The sequence below is a fragment of the Enterobacter sp. MGH120 genome, assembly GCF_001037725.1.
In the GTDB taxonomy this organism is placed as follows: domain Bacteria; phylum Pseudomonadota; class Gammaproteobacteria; order Enterobacterales; family Enterobacteriaceae; genus Enterobacter; species Enterobacter hormaechei_C.
The window spans coordinates 3,374,593-3,394,952 of record NZ_KQ089940.1 but is presented as its reverse complement, the minus strand read 5'-3'; the positions used below and the strand labels follow the sequence as shown (position 1 = coordinate 3,394,952).

16 protein-coding genes are annotated in these 20,360 nt (G+C 56.3%); 15 read left to right on the top strand and 1 reads right to left on the bottom strand.

Annotated features, from left to right (window positions below):
- The first annotated feature begins 35 nt into the window (after nt 1-35).
- The 8 genes from ihfB (at nt 36) to SK54_RS15880 (ending at nt 8,839) form a co-directional block, all read left to right on the top strand.
- On the top strand, nt 36-323 hold the full coding sequence (gene ihfB / locus SK54_RS15915; protein WP_003858233.1) for an integration host factor subunit beta: 288 nt from the start codon (nt 36-38) through the stop codon (nt 321-323).
- A 212-nt stretch (nt 324-535) separates the two neighbouring features.
- On the top strand, nt 536-2,800 hold the full coding sequence (locus SK54_RS15910; protein WP_045338015.1) for a ComEC family protein: 2,265 nt from the start codon (nt 536-538) through the stop codon (nt 2,798-2,800).
- Nucleotides 2,801-2,836: 36 nt separating this feature from the next.
- Entirely contained in the window at nt 2,837-4,585 is a 1,749-nt protein-coding gene (msbA, locus tag SK54_RS15905) for a lipid A ABC transporter ATP-binding protein/permease MsbA (RefSeq protein WP_017693697.1), read from the top strand.
- Nucleotides 4,582-5,559 carry a tetraacyldisaccharide 4'-kinase gene (lpxK, locus tag SK54_RS15900; protein WP_017693696.1) on the top strand — a complete coding sequence of 326 codons (978 nt, stop codon included), beginning with the start codon at nt 4,582-4,584 and terminating at the stop codon, nt 5,557-5,559. The genes msbA and lpxK overlap by 4 nt, the downstream gene beginning before the upstream one ends.
- 43 nt (nt 5,560-5,602) lie before the next feature.
- Nucleotides 5,603-6,832, top strand: coding sequence for a winged helix-turn-helix domain-containing protein (locus SK54_RS15895; RefSeq protein ID WP_032671220.1), 1,230 nt, complete (start codon nt 5,603-5,605; stop codon nt 6,830-6,832).
- A gap of 45 nt (nt 6,833-6,877) precedes the next feature.
- Nucleotides 6,878-7,060, top strand: a complete 183-nt coding sequence (gene ycaR, locus SK54_RS15890) for a protein YcaR (RefSeq protein ID WP_003858220.1) — start codon at nt 6,878-6,880, stop codon at nt 7,058-7,060.
- Nucleotides 7,057-7,803: a 3-deoxy-manno-octulosonate cytidylyltransferase gene (gene kdsB / locus SK54_RS15885; RefSeq protein ID WP_017693695.1), complete on the top strand. Its 747-nt coding sequence runs from the start codon at nt 7,057-7,059 to the stop codon at nt 7,801-7,803. Before ycaR ends, kdsB begins: the two co-directional genes overlap by 4 nt.
- A gap of 142 nt (nt 7,804-7,945) precedes the next feature.
- Nucleotides 7,946-8,839 carry a YcbJ family phosphotransferase gene (locus SK54_RS15880; RefSeq protein WP_003858216.1) on the top strand — a complete coding sequence of 298 codons (894 nt, stop codon included), beginning with the start codon at nt 7,946-7,948 and terminating at the stop codon, nt 8,837-8,839.
- On the opposite strand, the gene elyC is transcribed toward SK54_RS15880, so the two are convergent.
- Nucleotides 8,816-9,595 carry an envelope biogenesis factor ElyC gene (gene elyC / locus SK54_RS15875; RefSeq protein ID WP_015570963.1) on the bottom strand — a complete coding sequence of 260 codons (780 nt, stop codon included), beginning with the start codon at nt 9,593-9,595 and terminating at the stop codon, nt 8,816-8,818. The genes SK54_RS15880 and elyC overlap by 24 nt on opposite strands.
- A 120-nt stretch (nt 9,596-9,715) precedes the next feature.
- Between elyC and cmoM the strand changes: the two genes are divergently transcribed.
- The 7 genes from cmoM to SK54_RS15840 all read left to right on the top strand — a co-directional run bounded on the left by cmoM (nt 9,716) and on the right by SK54_RS15840 (nt 20,352).
- The gene (cmoM, locus tag SK54_RS15870; protein WP_003858212.1) at nt 9,716-10,495 is read left to right on the top strand and encodes a tRNA uridine 5-oxyacetic acid(34) methyltransferase CmoM; all 780 of its coding nucleotides are present in this window, start codon (nt 9,716-9,718) and stop codon (nt 10,493-10,495) included.
- Nucleotides 10,496-10,498: 3 nt separating this feature from the next.
- On the top strand, nt 10,499-11,821 hold the full coding sequence (gene mukF, locus SK54_RS15865; RefSeq protein ID WP_015570962.1) for a chromosome partition protein MukF: 1,323 nt from the start codon (nt 10,499-10,501) through the stop codon (nt 11,819-11,821).
- A complete protein-coding gene (gene mukE / locus SK54_RS15860) occupies nt 11,802-12,506 on the top strand; it encodes a chromosome partition protein MukE (protein WP_017384823.1) in 705 nt (234 codons plus the stop codon). Before mukF ends, mukE begins: the two co-directional genes overlap by 20 nt.
- Nucleotides 12,506-16,954 carry a chromosome partition protein MukB gene (gene mukB / locus SK54_RS15855; protein ID WP_017693693.1) on the top strand — a complete coding sequence of 1,483 codons (4,449 nt, stop codon included), beginning with the start codon at nt 12,506-12,508 and terminating at the stop codon, nt 16,952-16,954. The genes mukE and mukB overlap by 1 nt, the downstream gene beginning before the upstream one ends.
- A gap of 179 nt (nt 16,955-17,133) precedes the next feature.
- Entirely contained in the window at nt 17,134-18,957 is a 1,824-nt protein-coding gene (gene ldtD, locus SK54_RS15850) for a L,D-transpeptidase (RefSeq protein ID WP_017693692.1), read from the top strand.
- 175 nt (nt 18,958-19,132) lie between these two features.
- Nucleotides 19,133-19,684, top strand: a complete 552-nt coding sequence (locus tag SK54_RS15845; protein WP_003858202.1) for a YcbK family protein — start codon at nt 19,133-19,135, stop codon at nt 19,682-19,684.
- A 20-nt stretch (nt 19,685-19,704) separates the two neighbouring features.
- Nucleotides 19,705-20,352, top strand: coding sequence for an MBL fold metallo-hydrolase (locus SK54_RS15840; protein WP_017693691.1), 648 nt, complete (start codon nt 19,705-19,707; stop codon nt 20,350-20,352).
- Nucleotides 20,353-20,360: the final 8 nt, after the last annotated feature.

Below are 20,360 nucleotides of genomic sequence, written 5' to 3'. Positions count from 1 at the left end.
TTCAGCTAATGGGTTTGAAAGGAACCGGAGGAATCATGACCAAGTCAGAATTGATTGAAAGACTTGCCAGTCAGCAACCGCATATCCCTGCCAAGGCTGTGGAAGATGCCGTTAAAGAGATGCTGGAGCATATGGCTACCACTCTTGCCCAGGGCGAGCGCATTGAAATCCGCGGTTTCGGTAGTTTTTCTCTGCACTATCGTGCACCACGTACCGGGCGTAACCCGAAGACTGGCGATAAAGTGGAGCTGGAAGGAAAGTATGTTCCGCACTTTAAGCCGGGTAAAGAACTGCGCGATCGCGCCAATATTTACGGTAACTGAGTTTAATCATCAGGGTTAAACTGAGTTTAAAGAAAGCACCTTAGGGTGCTTTTTTTGTATCCCGCCCCTGCATTTCTGAATACGCGCCGCATTTAAATTTTCTACTTGCTGTAAACGCTTAAAAAGGTTGCAGCGCCCGCTGTAAATCACGTTTTTTCTGTCTGACGATGCATCAGTCCCGCCGCATAATCGCCTGAAACATGGAGGTGAAGATGGGGATCCACGTTATCAGTATGTGCGCCATTCTGGCCATAATCCCGCTCTATTGGTTACCCGTTTTGCCAGATTTGCATCTTGTCTGGTTGCTGATTGCCGCAGGAATTGCGTTATCCGTACAGCAGAGAAAATGGCTCAGGTTTTCAGGACTCGCATTGCTTTTTATGTGCTGGGGGATCCTGGCCGCTCAGGAAAGCGTGTGGCCGATGAACTATTTAACGCAAGCACCGCAGCAGGCCGAGGTGGTCATTACCGCAACGGACGGCGCAACGATGCATCAGGGAAGGATTGTCAGCCTCAATGGAGAACGCGTGTGGGCTGCCATGGGCGTGGCGCTGTATGGCAACTATCTGCCGCAAAACGTCTGCGTGGGTCAACGCTGGGCAATGACCCTGCGGTTCAGGGCGGTACACGGAGAACTCAACGATGGCGGCTATGATTCACAGAAAAATGCCTTTGCCCGACACCAGACGCTGAGTGGACGGTTTACCCATGCGGCGCTCGTTGACGAAGGCTGTAGTCTGCGTGCGCAATACCTGACATCACTACAGAATACTCTTTCAGCATATCAGTGGGGATCCGTGATCCTGGGGCTGGGGATGGGAGAGCGGCTGTCGGTCTCGCGGGAGATAAAAATCCTGATGCGTGATACCGGAACGATGCATCTGATGGCAATCTCGGGATTACATATTGCGCTGGCCGCTTCTGTCATCTGGTTTCTGGCGCGGGGCATTCAGTTCTTCCTGCCGGGCCGCTGGATTATCTGGCAAATCCCCTTGCTGGCAGGGCTGATTTTTGCCGCGTTTTACGCATGGCTAACGGGCTTGCAGCCGCCCGCGCTGCGCACGGTTATCGCGCTTGTGGTACTGGCTGCATTAAAAATGAGTGGTCGCCAGTGGTCGCCCTGGCAGGTATGGCTTACCTGCGTGGCGGCGATCCTGATTTTCGACCCACTGGCGGTACTGTCACAAAGCCTGGCGTTGTCAGCGTTTGCGGTCGCCGCGCTTATTTTTTGGTATCAGTGGTTGCCTCTCCCGCACTGGCAACGTGGCCGGTGCCTGCGGCCGCTGGCGACGCTAGTGTATTTGCAGGTTGGAATGCTGCTGCTTCTGTTGCCGCTTCAGGTCCTGATTTTCCATGGTTTCAGCCTCTCCTCGCTGGTGGCGAACCTGTTTGCCGTTCCTCTGGTCACGTTTATCTCAGTTCCGCTGATCCTGCTCGGCATGTTTCTGCATCTGTTTCCGGTCGCTGCGCTGGAAAGTATTGTCTGGCTGGCTACTGATAAATCTCTGGCAGGGCTTTTCTGGCTATTGATGCGTTTACCGAATGGCTGGCAGGACGTTGATGAACGCTGGCAATACCTGACGTTACTGCCGTGGCTGCTGGTCATTGGCTGGCGATTCAGGGCCTTCAGCGCAGCACCCGCAGTCTGTCTGGCAGGCAGCGTGGTGCTGGCCTTTCCCCTCTGGCACAGGGTTAAAACAGACAGCTGGTCCCTGCATATGCTGGATGTAGGGCAGGGGATGGCGATGGTCATTGAGCGTCACGGGAAGGCCATTCTGTATGACACCGGGCTGGCATGGCCCGGTGGGGACAGTGCGCAGCAGCTGATTATCCCCTGGCTACGCTGGCATCATCTGAAACCGGAAGGGGCGATCCTGAGCCATGAACATCTCGACCACGCGGGGGGACTGGCATCGCTAAAAGCTGCCTGGCCCGCAATGTGGATCAGGAGCCCCTTATCCTGGTCCGGACATCTTCCGTGCTTTCGAGGACAGCGATGGCAGTGGCAGGGTTTAACGTTCTCCGTGCACTGGCCACCCGAAAACACCTCGGCGAAAGGTAACAACCGCTCCTGTGTGGTAAAAATCGATGACGGCGAACAGAGCGTGTTACTGACCGGAGACATTGAAGCGCAGGCAGAACTGGCAATGCTAAGCCATCGCTGGCGTCAGCTTGCGTCTACACTGATCCAGGTGCCGCATCATGGAAGTAACACGTCATCTTCAACACCGTTGCTACAGCGCGTAGAGGGGCAGGTTTCGTTGGCCTCGATGGCTCGCTATAACGCGTGGCGTTTCCCTTCTATTAAAGTGGTCCGGCGCTATCGAACGGAGGGATATCTCTGGCTTGATACCCCGCATTCCGGGCAGATATCTGTGACCTTTTCGCACCATAGTCGGCAAATTCGTCGCTTACGCGAACACTATTTACCGCGTTGGTATCATCAGTGGTTTGGCGCGCCCGTAGATAACGGGTAGAATATGCGGCTATTTCAACAAATGCTGGTTTTTTGAATGCATAACGACAAAGATCTCTCCACGTGGCAAACGTTCCGCCGGCTCTGGCCGATGATTGCTCCTTTCAAAACAGGCTTGATCGTGGCGGGCGTAGCGTTAATCCTCAACGCAGCCAGCGATACGTTTATGTTATCGCTTCTCAAACCGTTACTGGATGACGGTTTCGGTAAAACGGATCGTTCAGTGCTGCTATGGATGCCGCTGGTGGTTATTGGGCTGATGATCTTACGCGGAATCTCCAGCTATGTATCCAGCTACTGCATCTCCTGGGTATCCGGTAAAGTGGTGATGACCATGCGCCGTCGATTATTCAGTCATATGATGGGGATGCCGGTCTCATTCTTTGACAAACAGTCAACCGGCACCCTGCTGTCGCGTATTACCTACGATTCAGAGCAGGTGGCGTCGTCCTCTTCCAGCGCACTGATTACCGTTGTGCGTGAAGGCGCATCCATCATCGGCCTGTTCGCGATGATGTTCTATTACAGCTGGCAACTGTCGCTGATCCTTATTGTGCTGGCGCCGATTGTCTCCATCGCGATCCGCGTGGTATCAAAGCGTTTTCGCAACATCAGTAAAAATATGCAGAATACGATGGGGCAGGTGACTACCAGCGCCGAGCAGATGCTGAAAGGCCATAAGGAAGTGTTGATTTTCGGCGGTCAGGAAGTCGAAACCAAACGCTTTGACAAGGTCAGCAACAGAATGCGCCTGCAAGGAATGAAAATGGTATCGGCCTCGTCGATTTCCGATCCGATCATTCAGCTGATTGCCTCTCTGGCCCTGGCCTTCGTCCTGTATGCCGCCAGTTTCCCGAGCGTCATGGAAACCCTGACTGCGGGTACCATTACGGTGGTGTTCTCATCCATGATTGCGCTGATGCGTCCGCTGAAATCGCTGACTAACGTCAACGCCCAGTTCCAGCGCGGGATGGCAGCCTGTCAGACGCTGTTCAGCATCCTCGATTCCGAACAGGAAAAAGATGAAGGTACACGCGTGATCGAGCGCGCTAAAGGCGACCTGGAATTCCGTAACGTCACCTTTACCTATCCAGGCCGCGAAGTGCCGGCGCTGCGTGATATCAGCCTGTCCATCCCGGCGGGTAAAACCGTTGCGCTGGTCGGTCGTTCCGGTTCGGGCAAGTCGACCATTGCCAGCCTGATTACCCGTTTCTACGATATCGACCAGGGCGAGATCCTGCTTGATGGTCACGACCTGCGGGAATATACCCTCCAGTCGCTGCGTAACCAGGTCGCGCTGGTCTCGCAGAACGTGCATCTGTTCAACGATACAGTGGCGAACAACATTGCGTATGCCCGTACCGAAGAGTACAGCCGTGAAGAGATTGAGAATGCGGCGCGTATGGCCTATGCGATGGACTTCATTAACAAAATGGATAACGGTCTGGATACGATCATTGGCGAAAACGGGGTGCTGCTCTCAGGTGGTCAGCGTCAGCGTATCGCGATTGCCCGTGCGCTGCTGCGCAACAGCCCGATTCTGATCCTCGATGAAGCAACGTCCGCACTGGATACGGAATCTGAACGCGCTATCCAGTCGGCTCTGGATGAATTACAGAAAAACCGTACCTCGCTGGTTATTGCGCACCGTCTGTCGACCATCGAACAGGCTGACGAAATCGTGGTGGTGGAAGATGGCGTGATCGTTGAACGCGGCAGCCATGCGGACCTGCTGGAACAGCGTGGTGTTTACGCGCAGCTTCATAAAATGCAGTTCGGTCAATGATTGCACGCATCTGGTCGGGGGAATCCCCTCTGTGGGTGCTGCTTCTCCCGCTCTCCTGGCTGTATGGCCTGGTGAGCGGTGCTATTCGTCTGCTTTATCGCCTCGGGATCAAGCGCGCCTGGCGCGCACCGGTACCGGTGGTGGTGGTCGGCAACCTGACGGCGGGTGGAAACGGCAAAACCCCGGTGGTGATCTGGCTGGTAGAACAGCTCCAGAGGCGCGGTATCCGCCCGGGAGTTGTCTCACGCGGTTACGGTGGTAAAGCGGCGCAGTATCCACTGGTGCTGAGCCCAGCTACGACAACCGCTGAAGCCGGCGATGAGCCGGTACTGATTTACCAGCGTACAGGCGCGCCGGTTGCGGTATCGCCGGTGCGCAGTGATGCCGTAAAGGCACTGCTTGCGGAGCATGACGTACAAATCGTTATTACCGATGATGGTTTGCAGCATTACGCGCTGGCGCGTGACAAAGAGATCGTGGTCATTGACGGCGTGCGGCGTTTTGGCAACGGCTGGTGGCTGCCAGCCGGTCCAATGCGTGAGCGTGCGTCGCGCCTGAAGAGCGTCGATGCTGTGATTGTAAACGGTGGTGAAGCCAGAGCGGGCGAAATCCCGATGCATCTTCGTCCCGGACAGGCCGTGAATATGTTGACCGGCGTGCGTAAAGACGTCGCGCAACTGGAACATCTGGTTGCGATGGCCGGTATAGGTCATCCGCCGCGTTTCTTCGCAACGCTGGAGCAGTGCGGCGCAAAGCTTGATAAACGGGTGCCGCTCGCCGATCACCAGGCGTTAGTTGCCGAAGAGGTTGAAAGGCTGGCAACGCCGGGACAGACGCTGATCATGACGGAAAAAGACGCGGTAAAATGCCGGGCCTTTGCGAAAGAAAACTGGTGGTATCTGCCGGTTGACGCTGAACTCAGCGGCGAACAGCCGGAACATTTGCTCAAGGAACTGCTCGCGTTAGTGCAGTAACTTCTACGCGGTTCCGGTGGCGCTTTGACTGACAGGAAAACGCATGTCTCTACCGCAACTCTCACTTGCAGCCGCACGAAACTTGCATCTTGCCGCCCAGGGGCTTCTGAAAAAGCCCCGTCGCCGCGCGCAGCCAGCGGATATCCTCTCTACCGTGCAACGCATGTCGTTGCTGCAAATCGACACCATTAACATCGTGGCGCGTAGCCCGTATCTGGTCCTGTTTAGCCGCCTGGGAAACTATCCTCCGCAGTGGCTGGATAATGCGCTAAGTCAGGGCGAACTGATGGAATACTGGGCGCACGAAGCCTGTTTTCTCCCGCGCAGCGATTTTGCACTGGTGCGTCACCGCATGCTCGCCCCGGACAAAATGGGCTGGAAATACCGTCAGGAGTGGATGGTGGAACACGCGGATGAAATAGAGCAACTGATTGCCCATATTCAGGAAAACGGGCCGGTACGCTCCGCGGATTTTGAACACCCGCGAAAAGGCGCAAGCGGATGGTGGGAGTGGAAACCGCACAAACGCCATCTTGAAGGGCTGTTTACGTCGGGCAAAGTGATGGTGGTCGAGCGTCGCAACTTTCAGCGCGTCTATGACCTCACACACCGCGTTATGCCTCACTGGGACGATACGCGTGACCTGCTGTCTCAGGACGCTGCCGAAGCCATCATGCTCGGGAATAGCGCCCGCAGCCTTGGCATCTTCCGTCCACAGTGGCTGGCGGATTATTATCGTCTGCGTCAGCCGCAGCTAAAACCACTGCTGGAATCGTGGCAGCGCGAACAGCGCGTCATGCCGGTCTCGGTAGAGTCGTTAGGTGAAATGTGGTTGCATGCGGATTTGTTCCCTCTGCTGGCGCAGGCGCAGGAGGGCAAACTCCAGGCGACCCACAGTGCCGTGCTGTCGCCGTTCGACCCCGTTGTCTGGGACAGAAAGCGGGCCGGGCAGTTGTTTAATTTCAGCTACCGTCTGGAATGCTACACTCCGGCGCCCAGGCGGCAGTATGGTTATTTTGTTTTGCCGCTGCTGCACAAAGGCCAGCTAGTCGGGCGCATGGACGCTAAAATGCACCGTAAAACCGGCATGCTTGAAATTATCGCGCTCTGGCTTGAAGAGGGCATAAAGGTGACGGCTGGCCTGGAAAAAGGGTTAACGACTGCGCTCAGTGAATTTGCCCGCTGGCAGGGGGCGCATGAAATTGTACTCGGTCGCGTGCCTGCGGGGCTGTTTACGACCTGTCGAGGTGGCTGGGAAACAGGCACTCCCTGAAAAGGGAATGTGATAAGCTTTAGCGATTACCCATACGGAGGAACTATGGATCACCGTTTACTTGAAATTATTGCCTGCCCGGTGTGCAACGGCAAACTGTATTACAGCCAGGATAAACAAGAGCTGATTTGCAAACTGGACAGCCTGGCGTTCCCGCTGCGTGACGGTATTCCGGTCCTGCTGGAAAATGAAGCCCGTTCCCTGGTGGCAGAAGAGATCAAACCATGAGTTTTGTTGTCATTATCCCTGCGCGTTATGCTTCAACGCGCCTGCCAGGTAAACCGCTGGTGGATATCAATGGCAAACCGATGATTGTGCATGTCCTTGAACGGGCACGCGAATCGGGCGCCGGACGCGTCATCGTCGCCACCGATCACCCGGATGTTGCGCGCGCGGTTGAGGCCGCGGGTGGGGAAGTGTGCATGACCCGTGCCGATCATCAGTCAGGCACCGAGCGCCTGGCGGAAGTCGTCGAAAAATGCGGTTTCAGCGACGAGACGGTGATTGTGAACGTGCAGGGCGATGAGCCGATGATCCCGGCGGCGATTATCCGTCAGGTGGCCGACAACCTGGCTCAGCGTCAGGTCGGGATGGCGACCCTCGCGGTGCCGATTCACCACGCTGAAGAGGCGTTCAATCCGAATGCGGTGAAAGTGGTCATGGACGCAGAGGGCTACGCGCTCTATTTCTCCCGCGCCACCATTCCGTGGGATCGCGATCGTTTCGCGCAATCGAAAGAGACAATCGGCGAAACCTTCCTGCGCCACATCGGTATTTACGGCTACCGCGCCGGCTTTATTCGTCGCTACGTCGTCTGGGCACCAAGCCCGCTGGAGCATATTGAAATGCTCGAACAGCTTCGCGTGCTGTGGTACGGCGAGAAAATTCACGTTGCGGTTGCCCAGGAAATCCCAGGCACCGGCGTGGATACCCCTGAAGATCTCGAGCGCGTACGCGTCGAAATGCGTTAATTCGCTGGCATCCCCTCGTCTGGGGGGATGCTCTCCCGCCTGGCTATTTTCCTTTTCTTTTTCATTATTGATCTCTACCGGGTGACATCCGGGTTTCGCGCGCTCATTATAAAAGCAGTAGTCTTAATGGGGGTAATCTCATATGGAACAGCTGCGTGCTGAACTCAGCCATCTCCTTGGCGAAAAGCTAAGCCGGGTGGAATGCGTGAATGAAAAGGCCGACACCGCACTCTGGTCGTTGTACGACAGTCAGGGAAACCCCATGCCGCTGATGGCCAGAAGTTTTACCTCGCCGGGCGTCGCCAGACAGCTGGCCTGGAAAATGTCGATGCTGGCGCGGGAAGGGACTGTCCGCATGCCGACGGTCTACGGCGTGATGACCCATGAGGAGCATCCCGGCCCGGATGTTCTGCTTATCGAGCGTTTACGCGGGGTTTCTGTTGAAGCCCCGACGCGTACACCGGAGCGCTGGGAACAGCTGAAAGATCAGATTGTCGAGGCTCTGCTTGCCTGGCATCGGCAGGACAGCCGGGGTCTTGTTGGCGCGGTGGACAGCACGCAGGAAAACCTGTGGCCGCTGTGGTATCGCCAGCGTGTTGAAGTGCTGTGGGGCACGCTGAACCAGTTCAACAACACCGGTTTAACGATGCAGGACAAACGTATTTTATTCCGCACCCGGGAGTGTCTGCCGACGCTGTTTGAGGGCTTTAACGACAACTGCGTGCTGGTTCACGGCAATTTCACGCTGCGCAGTATGCTTAAAGACTCGCGCAGCGACCAGCTGCTGGCGATGGTCGGGCCGGGGATCATGCTCTGGGCGCCGCGCGAGTACGAACTGTTCAGGCTGAGCGAGGGCGGGGCGGCGGAAGATTTGCTCTGGCACTATCTTCAGCGCGCCCCCGTTGCGGAGGCCTTTCTCTGGCGACGCTGGCTCTATCTTCTCTGGGATGAGGTGGCGCAGCTGGTCAACACCGGGCGCTTTAATCGCGCCAGTTTCGATCTGGCCGCAAAATCACTCCTGCCCTGGCTTGCCTGACGAACCTTTGAGCCACTGCCAGAGGCGGCCAAGCGTCTCGTAGCCGACGCGATCGCTGTGCATCAGCCATACCGGGGACGGGATTATCCGTTCCCACGGATTGAGCGGGGCGTCAATAGCCATCTGGTTTGCCGGAGCAGGAAGCGGATGCAGGCCCTGCTTCTCAAAGAAAATCATTGCGCGCGGCAGGTGTGAAGCAGAGGTCACCAGCAGGAACGGTACATCACCGATGGCCTGTTTCACCGCCGCCGCCTCTTCTTCGGTATCTTTTGGGCTATCCAGCGTGATGATGGCGGAACGCGGTACGCCAAGCGATTCAGCCACTCTTGCTCCTGCTTCAGCGGTACTGACCGGGTTGGTTTTTGCCGCAGCGCCCGTGAAGATCATCTTCGATCCAGGATTGGCCAGCCACAGGCGGATCCCCTCGTTCAGGCGCGGCAGGCTGTTGTTGATCAGGTTCGAGCTGGGCGCCCAGTTCGGATCCCAGGTATACCCGCCGCCCAGCACGACGATATAGCCCACCTTCTGATTTCCCTGCCATGTCGGGTAGGTGTTTTCAATCGGACGTAATAAACCGTCAGCGACCGGTTGCAGGCTGAGTAACAGCAGCGCCAGCCAGCCCACGGTAACGAGGGATTTACCGCTTTTCTGAAAGCGGCTAAACCATATCAATGCCAGCCCCAGCGCGATGAGAAGCAACAGCAGGGGAAGGGGAAGCATCATGCCTCCGATATATTTTTTTAGGGTAAAAAGCATCCTTTTTGGTTCCTTTTTTAACCATACAGCAGGCGATTGTCGGTGATATTACACCAGAGTGGTTCATTCTCCGCGCGGGTGTGACAAAATAGCGGTTTTGCAGTGAGTGGAACCCTCCCAATGCGGGATCGCAATTTTGATGACATCGCGGAAAAGTTTTCGCGCAACATTTATGGCACCACCAAAGGTCAGCTTCGTCAGACGATCCTCTGGCAGGATCTGGACAAGCTGCTGGCTGAATTCGGTGACCGACCGTTGCGCGTGCTGGATGCCGGCGGTGGGGAAGGTCAGACTGCAATTCTGATGGCGCAGCGGGGACATCACGTCACGCTTTGCGATCTTTCTGCCGAGATGGTTGCGCGTGCAGGGCGAGCGGCAGAAGAGAAAGGTGTGAGCGACAACATGCATTTTATACATTGCGCCGCTCAGGACATTCCGCAGCATTTGGAAACGCAGGTTGATCTGATATTGTTTCATGCTGTGCTCGAATGGATCGCCGAACCACAAGCGATGTTAAAAACGCTGTGGTCGATGTTGCGCCCGGGCGGTGCGTTATCGCTGATGTTTTACAATGCCAACGGCCTGCTAATGCGAAACGTGCTGGTCGGCAATTTTGGCTATGTACAGCAGGGCATGTATAAAAAGAAACGACGCACGCTTTCACCGGATTTCCCCCGTGAACCGCAGCAGGTCTATGGCTGGCTGGAGGAGATCGGTTGGGAAATTACCGGCAAAACCGGCGTGAGGGTGTTTCATGATTATCTGCGTGATAAACAAAAACAGGATGACTGTTTAGACGCCTTAACAGAAATAGAGACGCGGTACTGCCGCCAGGAGCCTTATCTGAGCCTTGGCCGCTATATACACGTCACCGCGCGCAAGCCGCAGATGCAAGGATAATCTATGAGTGAATTTTCCCAGACAGTCCCCGAACTGGTTGCCTGGGCCAGGAAAAACGATTTCTCCATCTCGCTGCCGGTAGACAGACTCTCATTCCTGCTGGCGGTTGCGACGCTAAACGGCGAACGCCTGGATGGCGAAATGAGTGAAGGCGAACTGGTGGATGCGTTCCGCCACGTCAGTGATGCGTTTGAGCAAACCAGCGAAACCATTAGCGTGCGTGCCAACAACGCAATCAATGATATGGTGCGTCAACGTCTGCTGAACCGCTTTACCAGCGAGCAGGCGGAAGGAAACGCCATCTATCGTCTTACGCCACTGGGCATTGGCATTACCGACTATTACATCCGCCAGCGCGAATTTTCCACGCTGCGTCTCTCCATGCAGCTCTCTATTGTTGCAGGTGAGCTGAAGCGTGCCGCCGACGCGGCTGATGAAAACGGTGACGAATTCCACTGGCATCGCAACGTTTACGCGCCGCTGAAATATTCGGTCGCCGAGATTTTCGACAGTATCGATCTGACTCAACGTCTGATGGACGAACAGCAGCAGCAGGTGAAAGACGATATCGCTCAACTGCTTAATAAAGACTGGCGTGCGGCCATCTCCAGCTGTGAACTCTTGCTGTCAGAAACGTCGGGTACGCTGCGTGAGTTGCAGGATACGCTGGAGGCGGCGGGAGATAAGCTACAGGCCAATCTGCTACGCATTCAGGACGCGACGATGGCGCACGACGATCTGCATTTTATCGACCGTCTGGTGTTTGATTTGCAGAGCAAGCTTGACCGCATTATCAGCTGGGGCCAGCAGTCGATCGACCTGTGGATCGGTTACGACCGCCACGTGCATAAATTTATCCGTACCGCCATCGATATGGATAAGAATCGCGTCTTTGCTCAACGTCTGCGCCAGTCGGTACAGACCTACTTCGATGCGCCGTGGGCGCTGACCTACGCCAACGCCGATCGTCTGCTGGATATGCGCGACGAAGAGATGGCGCTGCGTGATGAAGAGGTCACCGGTGAACTGCCACCGGATCTGGAATACGAAGAATTTAACGAAATTCGCGAGCAGCTTGCGGCGATGATCGAAGAACAGCTCGCTGTCTACAAAACCAGACAAGCACCGCTGGATCTTGGCCTCGTGGTACGCGACTATCTGGCGCAGTATCCGCGCGCGCGCCACTTCGATGTTGCCCGCATTGTTGTAGACCAGGCGGTGCGCCTGGGCATCGCACAAGCCGATTTCACCGGACTGCCGCCGAAGTGGCAGCCGATTAACGATTACGGAGCCAAGGTACAGGCGCATGTCATTGACAAATATTGAACACGTGATGCCAGTTAAGCTGGCACAGGCGCTGGCGAATCCGTTGTTTCCGGCGCTGGATAGCCAGCTGCGTGCCGGTCGTCACATTGGCCTTGACGAGCTGGATAATCACGCCTTTTTGATGGACTTTCAGGAGTACCTGGAAGAGTTTTACGCTCGCTATAACGTTGAGCTGATCCGCGCGCCGGAAGGTTTTTTCTACCTGCGTCCGCGCTCTACCACGCTTATTCCGCGCTCGGTGCTTTCCGAACTGGATATGATGGTCGGCAAAATTCTCTGCTACCTCTATCTCAGCCCGGAACGTCTGGCGAATGAAGGGATCTTCACCCAGCAGGAGCTTTACGATGAGCTGCTGTCGCTGGCGGATGAAAGCAAGCTGCTCAAGCTGGTGAATAACCGCTCAACGGGGTCCGATCTGGACCGTCAGAAATTACAGGAAAAAGTTCGCTCTTCCCTGAACCGTCTGCGCCGTCTGGGAATGGTCTGGTTCATGGGTCACGACAGCAGCAAGTTCCGTATTACCGAATCGGTCTTCCGTTTTGGCGCCGACGTGCGTGCGGGTGACGATGCGCGTGAAGCGCAGCTGCGCATGATCCGTGACGGTGAAGCGATGCCGGTGGAAAACCATTTGCAGCTCAATGACGAGCACGAAGAGAATCAGCCGGATAGCGGGGAGGAAGAGTAATGATTGAACGCGGTAAATTTCGCTCACTAACGCTGATCAACTGGAACGGCTTCTTTGCCCGAACATTCGATCTGGATGAGCTGGTGACAACGCTCTCCGGCGGTAACGGGGCGGGTAAATCCACCACCATGGCGGCCTTCGTGACGGCGCTGATCCCTGACCTGACCCTGCTGCACTTCCGTAACACCACTGAAGCGGGCGCCACGAGCGGCTCTCGTGATAAAGGTCTGCACGGTAAGCTGAAAGCGGGCGTCTGTTATTCAGTGCTGGACGTGATCAACTCCCGCCATCAGCGCGTGGTTGTAGGCGTGCGTCTGCAACAGGTTGCTGGCCGCGACCGTAAAGTAGATATCAAACCGTTTGCGATCCAGGGACTACCAACCTCCGTACAGCCGACCGCGCTGCTGACGGAAACCCTGAATGAACGTCAGGCGCGCGTCCTCACGCTCCAGGAGCTGAAAGACAAGCTGGAAGCTATCGAAGGCGTGCAGTTTAAGCAGTTTAACTCCATTACCGACTATCACTCTCTGATGTTCGATCTCGGCGTGGTAGCCCGTCGTCTGCGCAGCGCGTCAGATCGTAGTAAATACTACCGTCTGATTGAAGCCTCCCTGTACGGCGGTATCTCCAGCGCCATTACTCGCTCCCTGCGCGACTACCTGCTGCCGGAAAACAGCGGCGTGCGTAAGGCCTTCCAGGATATGGAAGCCGCGCTGCGTGAAAACCGCATGACGCTGGAAGCGATTCGCGTCACACAGTCTGACCGCGACCTGTTTAAGCACCTGATCAGCGAAGCCACCAACTACGTGGCGGCGGACTATATGCGCCACGCCAACGAGCGCCGTATTCATCTCGACCAGGCGCTGGAGTATCGCCGCGAGCTGTTTACCTCCCGCAAACAGCTGGTGGCTGAGCAGTATAAGCATGTCGAAATGGCGCGCGAACTGGGCGAGCACAACGGTGCGGAAGGGGATCTGGAAGCCGATTACCAGGCGGCCAGCGATCACCTGAACCTGGTGCAGACCGCGCTGCGTCAGCAGGAAAAAATCGAGCGCTATGAAGCCGATCTGGATGAGCTGCAAATTCGTCTTGAAGAGCAAAATGAAGTGGTGGCCGAAGCTGCCGAATTGCAGGAAGAGAACGAAGCCCGCGCGGAAGCCGCCGAGCTGGAAGTGGATGAACTGAAAAGCCAGCTTGCTGATTACCAGCAGGCGCTGGACGTGCAGCAGACGCGTGCGATTCAGTACAACCAGGCGTTGCAGGCGTTGCAGCGTGCCAAAGAGCTGTGCCATCTGCCGGACCTGACCCCGGAAAGCGCTGACGAATGGCTGGATACCTTCCAGGCCAAAGAGCAGGAAGCCACTGAGAAACTGCTTTCTCTCGATCAGAAAATGAGCGTGGCGCAAACGGCGCATAGCCAGTTTGAGCAGGCGTACCAGCTGGTGGTGGCGATCAACGGTCCGCTGGCGCGTAACGAAGCGTGGGACGTTGCCCGTGAGCTGCTGCGCGACGGCGTCAATCAACGCCATCTGGCCGAACAGGTGCAGCCGCTGCGCATGCGCCTGAACGAGCTGGAACAGCGTCTGCGTGAACAGCAGGAAGCCGAGCGTCTGCTGGCGGAATTCTGCAAGCGTCAGGGTAAAAATTACGATTTCGACGAGCTTGAGGCCCTGCACCAGGAGCTGGAAGCGCGTATTGCGGCCCTGTCGGATACCGTATCGAACGCCAGCGAACAGCGCATGACGCTGCGTCAGGAGCTGGAACAGCTTCAGTCGCGTTCGAAGACGCTCTTACAGCGTGCGCCGATCTGGCTGGCTGCACAAAGCAGCCTGAACCAGCTCAGCGAACAGTGTGGCCAGGAGTTTGCCTCCAGCCAGGACGTCACCGAGTACATGCAACAGCTGCTGGAGCGCGAGCGTGAAGCGATTGTTGAGCGTGACGAAGTGGGTGCGCGCAAGCGTGACGTCGATGAAGAGATCGAGCGTTTAAGCCAGCCTGGCGGCTCAGAAGATCCGCGCCTGAATGCCTTAGCCGAGCGTTTCGGCGGCGTGCTGCTGTCTGAAATTTACGACGATGTCGGCCTGGACGATGCGCCGTACTTCTCCGCGCTGTACGGTCCATCCCGTAACGCGATTGTGGTGCCGGATCTGTCGCTGATTTCGGACCAGCTTGCAGGGCTGGAAGACTGCCCGGAAGATCTCTACCTCATCGAAGGGGATCCGCAGTCGTTTGATGACAGCGTATTCAGCGTCGACGAGCTGGAAAAAGCGGTGGTGGTGAAAATCGCCGATCGCCAGTGGCGCTATTCGCGCTTCCCGGAACTGCCGCTGTTTGGCCGCGCCGCGCGTGAAAACCGTATTGAAAGCCTGCACGCTGAGCGCGAAACGCTTTCTGAACGTTTTGCAACCCTGTCGTTTGATGTTCAAAAAACGCAGCGTCTGCATCAGGCGTTCAGCCGCTTTATCGGCAGCCACCTGGGCGTTGCCTTTGAGCCCGATCCGGAAGCTGAAATCCGCAAGCTCAACACCCGCCGTGGTGAGCTGGAGCGTGCGCTTGCCAGCCATGAAAATGACAACCAGCAAAGCCGCGTGCAGTTCGAGCAGGCGAAAGAGGGCGTTGCGGCCCTTAACCGCATCCTGCCGCGCCTGAACCTGCTGGCGGACGATACGCTCGCCGACCGCGTGGACGAAATTCAGGAACGTCTGGACGAAGCGCAGGAAGCGGCGCGCTTTGTGCAGCAGCACGGCAATCAGCTGGCAAAACTGGAGCCGATGGTTTCCGTTCTCCAGAGCGACCCGGAACAGTTTGAGCAGTTAAAAGAAGATTACGCCTGGTCACAGCAGGTGCAGCGCGAAGCGCGTCAGCAGGCGTTTGCCCTGACGGAAGTGGTGCAACGTCGCGCACACTTCGGCTACTCCGATTCAGCAGAAATGCTGAGCGGGAACAGTGATCTTAATGAAAAGCTGCGCGAGCGTCTTGAGCAGGCCGAAGCAGAGCGTACGCGCGCCCGTGAAGCGATGCGTACTCACGCCGCACAGCTGAGCCAGTACAGCCAGGTCATGGCCTCGCTGAAAAGCTCCTTCGACACCAAGAAAGAGCTGTTAAACGATCTGCATAAAGAGTTGCAGGACATCGGCGTGCGCGCCGACAGCGGTGCAGAAGAGCGGGCGCGTATTCGCCGCGATGAGCTGCATGCTCAGCTCAGTAACAACCGCGCGCGTCGTAATCAGCTGGAAAAAGCGCTGACCTTCTGTGAAGCAGAGATGGACAACCTGACGCGACGCCTGCGCAAGCTGGAGCGTGACTATCATGAGATGCGTGAACAGGTTGTGACCGCGAAGGCGGGGTGGTGCGCGGTGATGCGCATGGTGAAAGATAACAACGTGGAGCGTCGTCTGCATCGTCGCGAGCTGGCGTACCTGTCAGCCGATGAACTGCGCTCTATGTCGGATAAGGCGCTGGGGGCGCTGCGTCTGGCGGTGGCGGATAACGAACACCTGCGCGACGTGCTGCGTATGTCCGAAGATCCGAAGCGTCCTGAGCGCAAAATTCAGTTCTTCGTGGCGGTTTATCAGCACTTACGCGAGCGTATTCGTCAGGACATCATCCGTACCGACGATCCGGTGGAAGCGATCGAACAGATGGAGATCGAGCTGGGCCGACTGACGGAGGAGCTGACCTCCCGCGAGCAGAAGCTGGCAATCAGCTCCCGCAGCGTGGCGAATATTATTCGTAAAACCATTCAGCGCGAGCAGAACCGTATCCGTCAGCTGAACCAGGGCCTGCAAAGCGTGTCGTTTGGCCAGGTCAACAGCGTGCGGCTGAACGTGAACGTGCGTGAGGCGCACTCCACGCTGCTGGACGTGTTGTCTGAACAGCACGAACAGCATCAGGATCTGTTCAACAGTAACCGCCTGACCTTCTCCGAAGCGCTGGCGAAGCTATATCAGCGTCTGAATCCGCAGATTGACATGGGCCAGCGTACGCCGCAAACCATCGGCGAGGAGCTGCTGGACTACCGCAACTATCTGGAAATGGAAGTTGAGGTTAACCGTGGCTCAGACGGCTGGCTGCGCGCGGAATCCGGTGCGCTCTCTACCGGTGAAGCCATCGGTACCGGTATGTCGATTCTGGTGATGGTGGTGCAGAGCTGGGAAGATGAAGCGCGTCGTCTGCGCGGCAAAGACATCTCGCCATGCCGTCTGCTGTTCCTCGATGAAGCCGCGCGTCTCGACGCCCGCTCCATCGCCACGCTGTTTGAGCTTTGCGAGCGACTCGATATGCAGCTCATCATCGCGGCGCCGGAAAACATCAGTCCGGAAAAAGGGACAACCTATAAGCTGGTGCGTAAGGTGTTTCAGAACAGTGAACACGTACACGTCGTGGGCCTGCGTGGTTTCGCCCCGCAGCCACCGGAGTCATTACCGGGCACGGCTGACGCCTCTTAACCCGGGGTGCGACAAATAGCGGCGCTCATGCGCCGCTTTTTTTATTCACTTAACTTGTGTTCAGGGCTGCGTTATCTTTAAACTTCTTTACATAAGGTAAGGCAGCAGCGAGTATGCCTTTCTATACTGAAGGAAAGCTCCAGAATAATGGGCATGTCGTGAAAAACAGGGGGCAAGGGATGTTGCTTAAGAAAAATCGTGGTCGTCAGCTGTCTGCGCTGAGTTTGTGCCTGACAGTGATGTTTGCTCCACTGTTTACCGCTCAGGCCGATGAGCCTGAAATTGTACCGACTGACAGCTCCGCGACGATGGGCGCGCAGCCGACGTCGCTGTCACAACCGCTGGATCAGTCTCCGGCGACGGCCATCATGGCCGGCATTAAACCGCTGCCGGAAGGCATCGATACTGAATCATTACGCCAGCAGCTTATGACCGGCCTGCCCTCGGGCTATACTCCCGCTTATATTAACCAGCTCACGCTGCTTTACGCTGCGCGCGATATGAAACCGATGTGGGAAAATCGCGAGGCGGTACGTGCCTTCCAGCAGCAACTGGCTGAAGTGGCGATTGCAGGTTTTCAGCCGCAGTTCACGACCTGGGTTGAGCTCCTGACCGACCCTGCCGTTACCGGACAGGCGCGTGACGTGGTGCTGTCTGATGCCATGATGGGCTACTTACAGTTTGTGGCGGGGATTTCGGTGAACGGCAACCGCTGGTTATACAGCAGTAAACCGTACAAGCTGGCGACGCCTGCGCTGTCCGTCATTAATCAGTGGCAGCTGTCGCTGGATAACGGCGAACTGCCGCGCTTTATCGCAAGCCTTGCGCCTGCCCATCCGCAATATGCCACGATGCATCAGTCGCTTCTTGAGCTGGTTGCGGATTCCCGCCCGTGGCCTCAGCTGCGTGGCACCACAACGCTGCGTCCGGGGCAGTGGAGCAGCGATGTGCCTGCGATCCGCGAAATTATGAAACGCTCCGGCATTCTCGACAGCGGCCCTAAAATTGCGCTGCCCGGTGACGAGACGCAAAATGCGGTCGTCAGCCCGTCGGCGCCGGTAAAAGAGAAAACGGCCGTTGCGTTGAGCAATAAGCCCGCCGCTTACGATCGCGAGCTGGTCGCCGCAGTGAAGCAGTTCCAGGCTGGGCAGGGGCTTGGCGCTGACGGCGTGATTGGTCCATCTACTCGCGACTGGCTGAACGTCTCTCCGGCCCAGCGGGCAGGGGTGCTGGCGTTGAATATCCAGCGCTTGCGCTTGCTGCCGGGCACGTTATCCACCGGCATTATGGTCAACATTCCGGCGTACTCCCTGGTCTACTATCAGGACGGTAGCGAAGTGCTGGCGTCCCGCGTGATTGTCGGCCGACCTGACCGTAAAACGCCAATGATGAGCAGCGCGCTGAATAACGTGGTGGTTAACCCGCCGTGGAACGTGCCGCCGACGCTGGCGCGCAAAGATATCCTGCCTAAGGTATGGAATGACCCGGGTTATCTGGAGCGACATAACTATACGGTGATGCGGGGCTGGAACAGCAAAGAAGCGATTGATCCCTGGATGGTCGACTGGTCAACGATTACGCCATCGAACCTGCCGTTCCGTTTCCAGCAGGCACCGGGCGCCCATAACTCGCTGGGACGTTACAAATTCAATATGCCAAGTTCGGACGCTATCTACCTGCATGATACCCCGAACCATAATCTGTTCCAGAAAGATGCACGCGCGCTCAGCTCGGGCTGTGTTCGGGTGAACAAGGCCTCCGAGCTGGCGAATATGCTGTTGCAGGATGCAGGCTGGAACGATGCGCGGATATCAGATGCCCTGAAGCAGGGGGATACGCGTTACGTCAATATTCGCCACAATATTCCGGTCAATCTTTACTATCTGACGGCGTTTGTAGGCGCGGACGGACGCACCCAGTATCGTACAGATATTTACAATTATGATCTGACAGCGCGATCCGGCGCACAAATTTTGCCAAAAGCGGAACAATTAATCAGGTAAATGAAGTAGTTCGGTAAAAATGATTGTCGTAAGTTATGGTGAATATGAGGCGATCTGTCTGCAAGCCGCGTATTCACTGGGGTTGGGTGCCTTGACGTAGCAGGCTTTGCCAGTTATGGTGCCCTTCGTGCGCTAAGCATATTGACAATTTCTTTTACCTGTAGACCTGATTATCATGGACAAATTTGACGCTAATCGCCGCAAATTGCTGGCGTTAGGTGGCGTTGCGCTGGGCGCAGCAGCCATCCTTCCGACGCCAGCATTTGCCACCCTCTCGACACCTCGTCCGCGTATTTTAACGCTCAACAATCTGCATACTGGTGAGACGCTTAAAGCGGAATTTTTCGATGGCAGAGGCTATATTCAGGATGAATTAGCAAGACTCAACCATTTTTTCCGTGATTTCCGCGCGAATAAAATCAAAGCCATCGACCCTGGATTATTCGATCAGCTTTACCGCTTGCAGGGACTGCTGGGGACCAAAAGGCCGGTGCAACTCATTTCTGGCTATCGCTCTCTGGATACCAACAATGAACTGCGCGCCCACAGCCGTGGGGTAGCGAAAAAAAGCTATCACACTAAAGGGCAGGCGATGGATTTCCATATTGAAGGCGTTTCGTTAGCCAATATTCGCAAAGCGGCGTTATCTATGCGCGCAGGTGGTGTAGGATACTACCCACGTAGCAACTTTGTGCATATTGATACCGGGCCGGTTCGGCACTGGTAATAACGAAACACAGGAGCAGTATGAACTATCGTATTATTCCGGTTACCGCGTTCTCACAGAACTGTTCATTGATCTGGTGTGAACAAACTAAACTGGCCGCGCTTGTCGATCCCGGTGGAGACGCAGGGACAATCAAGCAGGAAGTCGCTGCCAGCGGTGTAACGCTGATGCAGATTTTACTCACCCATGGCCATCTCGACCATGTGGGTGCAGCGGCAGAACTGGCTGAACACTACGGTGTGCCGATTATCGGCCCGGAAAAAGAAGATGAGTTCTGGCTTCAGGGGCTACCTGCCCAAAGCCGCATGTTTGGTCTGGATGACTGTCAGCCACTGACACCGGACCGCTGGCTGAACGAAGGCGATCGCGTTAACGTAGGGAATGTAACTTTACAGGTGTTGCATTGCCCAGGGCATACGCCCGGCCATATCGTCTTCTTTGATGACGTGTCGCGCCTGCTGATTTCCGGTGACGTGATTTTCAAAGGGGGCGTAGGACGCAGCGATTTCCCACGCGGCGATCACGGTCAACTGATTCAGTCGATTAAGCAGAAGTTATTGCCGTTAGGTGATGATGTGACGTTTATCCCTGGACACGGACCAATGTCGACGCTGGGCGATGAGCGGTTGCATAACCCGTTCCTTCAGGATGAAATGCCTGTCTGGTAAACCCGGTA

What these genes read in the sequence shown, in the direction of transcription:
- mukB (WP_017693693.1), top strand. Translation starts at nt 12,506, where the DNA reads ATGATTGAACGCGGTAAATTTCGCTCACTAACGCTGATCAACTGGAAC.
- cmoM (WP_003858212.1), top strand. Translation starts at nt 9,716, where the DNA reads ATGCGGGATCGCAATTTTGATGACATCGCGGAAAAGTTTTCGCGCAAC.
- ycaR (WP_003858220.1), top strand. Translation starts at nt 6,878, where the DNA reads ATGGATCACCGTTTACTTGAAATTATTGCCTGCCCGGTGTGCAACGGC.
- SK54_RS15880 (WP_003858216.1), top strand. Translation starts at nt 7,946, where the DNA reads ATGGAACAGCTGCGTGCTGAACTCAGCCATCTCCTTGGCGAAAAGCTA.
- SK54_RS15840 (WP_017693691.1), top strand. Translation starts at nt 19,705, where the DNA reads ATGAACTATCGTATTATTCCGGTTACCGCGTTCTCACAGAACTGTTCA.
- elyC (WP_015570963.1), bottom strand. Translation starts at nt 9,595, where the DNA reads ATGCTTTTTACCCTAAAAAAATATATCGGAGGCATGATGCTTCCCCTT.
- msbA (WP_017693697.1), top strand. Translation starts at nt 2,837, where the DNA reads ATGCATAACGACAAAGATCTCTCCACGTGGCAAACGTTCCGCCGGCTC.
- ihfB (WP_003858233.1), top strand. Translation starts at nt 36, where the DNA reads ATGACCAAGTCAGAATTGATTGAAAGACTTGCCAGTCAGCAACCGCAT.
- lpxK (WP_017693696.1), top strand. Translation starts at nt 4,582, where the DNA reads ATGATTGCACGCATCTGGTCGGGGGAATCCCCTCTGTGGGTGCTGCTT.
- SK54_RS15910 (WP_045338015.1), top strand. Translation starts at nt 536, where the DNA reads ATGGGGATCCACGTTATCAGTATGTGCGCCATTCTGGCCATAATCCCG.
- mukF (WP_015570962.1), top strand. Translation starts at nt 10,499, where the DNA reads ATGAGTGAATTTTCCCAGACAGTCCCCGAACTGGTTGCCTGGGCCAGG.
- SK54_RS15845 (WP_003858202.1), top strand. Translation starts at nt 19,133, where the DNA reads ATGGACAAATTTGACGCTAATCGCCGCAAATTGCTGGCGTTAGGTGGC.
- ldtD (WP_017693692.1), top strand. Translation starts at nt 17,134, where the DNA reads ATGTTGCTTAAGAAAAATCGTGGTCGTCAGCTGTCTGCGCTGAGTTTG.
- SK54_RS15895 (WP_032671220.1), top strand. Translation starts at nt 5,603, where the DNA reads ATGTCTCTACCGCAACTCTCACTTGCAGCCGCACGAAACTTGCATCTT.
- kdsB (WP_017693695.1), top strand. Translation starts at nt 7,057, where the DNA reads ATGAGTTTTGTTGTCATTATCCCTGCGCGTTATGCTTCAACGCGCCTG.
- mukE (WP_017384823.1), top strand. Translation starts at nt 11,802, where the DNA reads ATGTCATTGACAAATATTGAACACGTGATGCCAGTTAAGCTGGCACAG.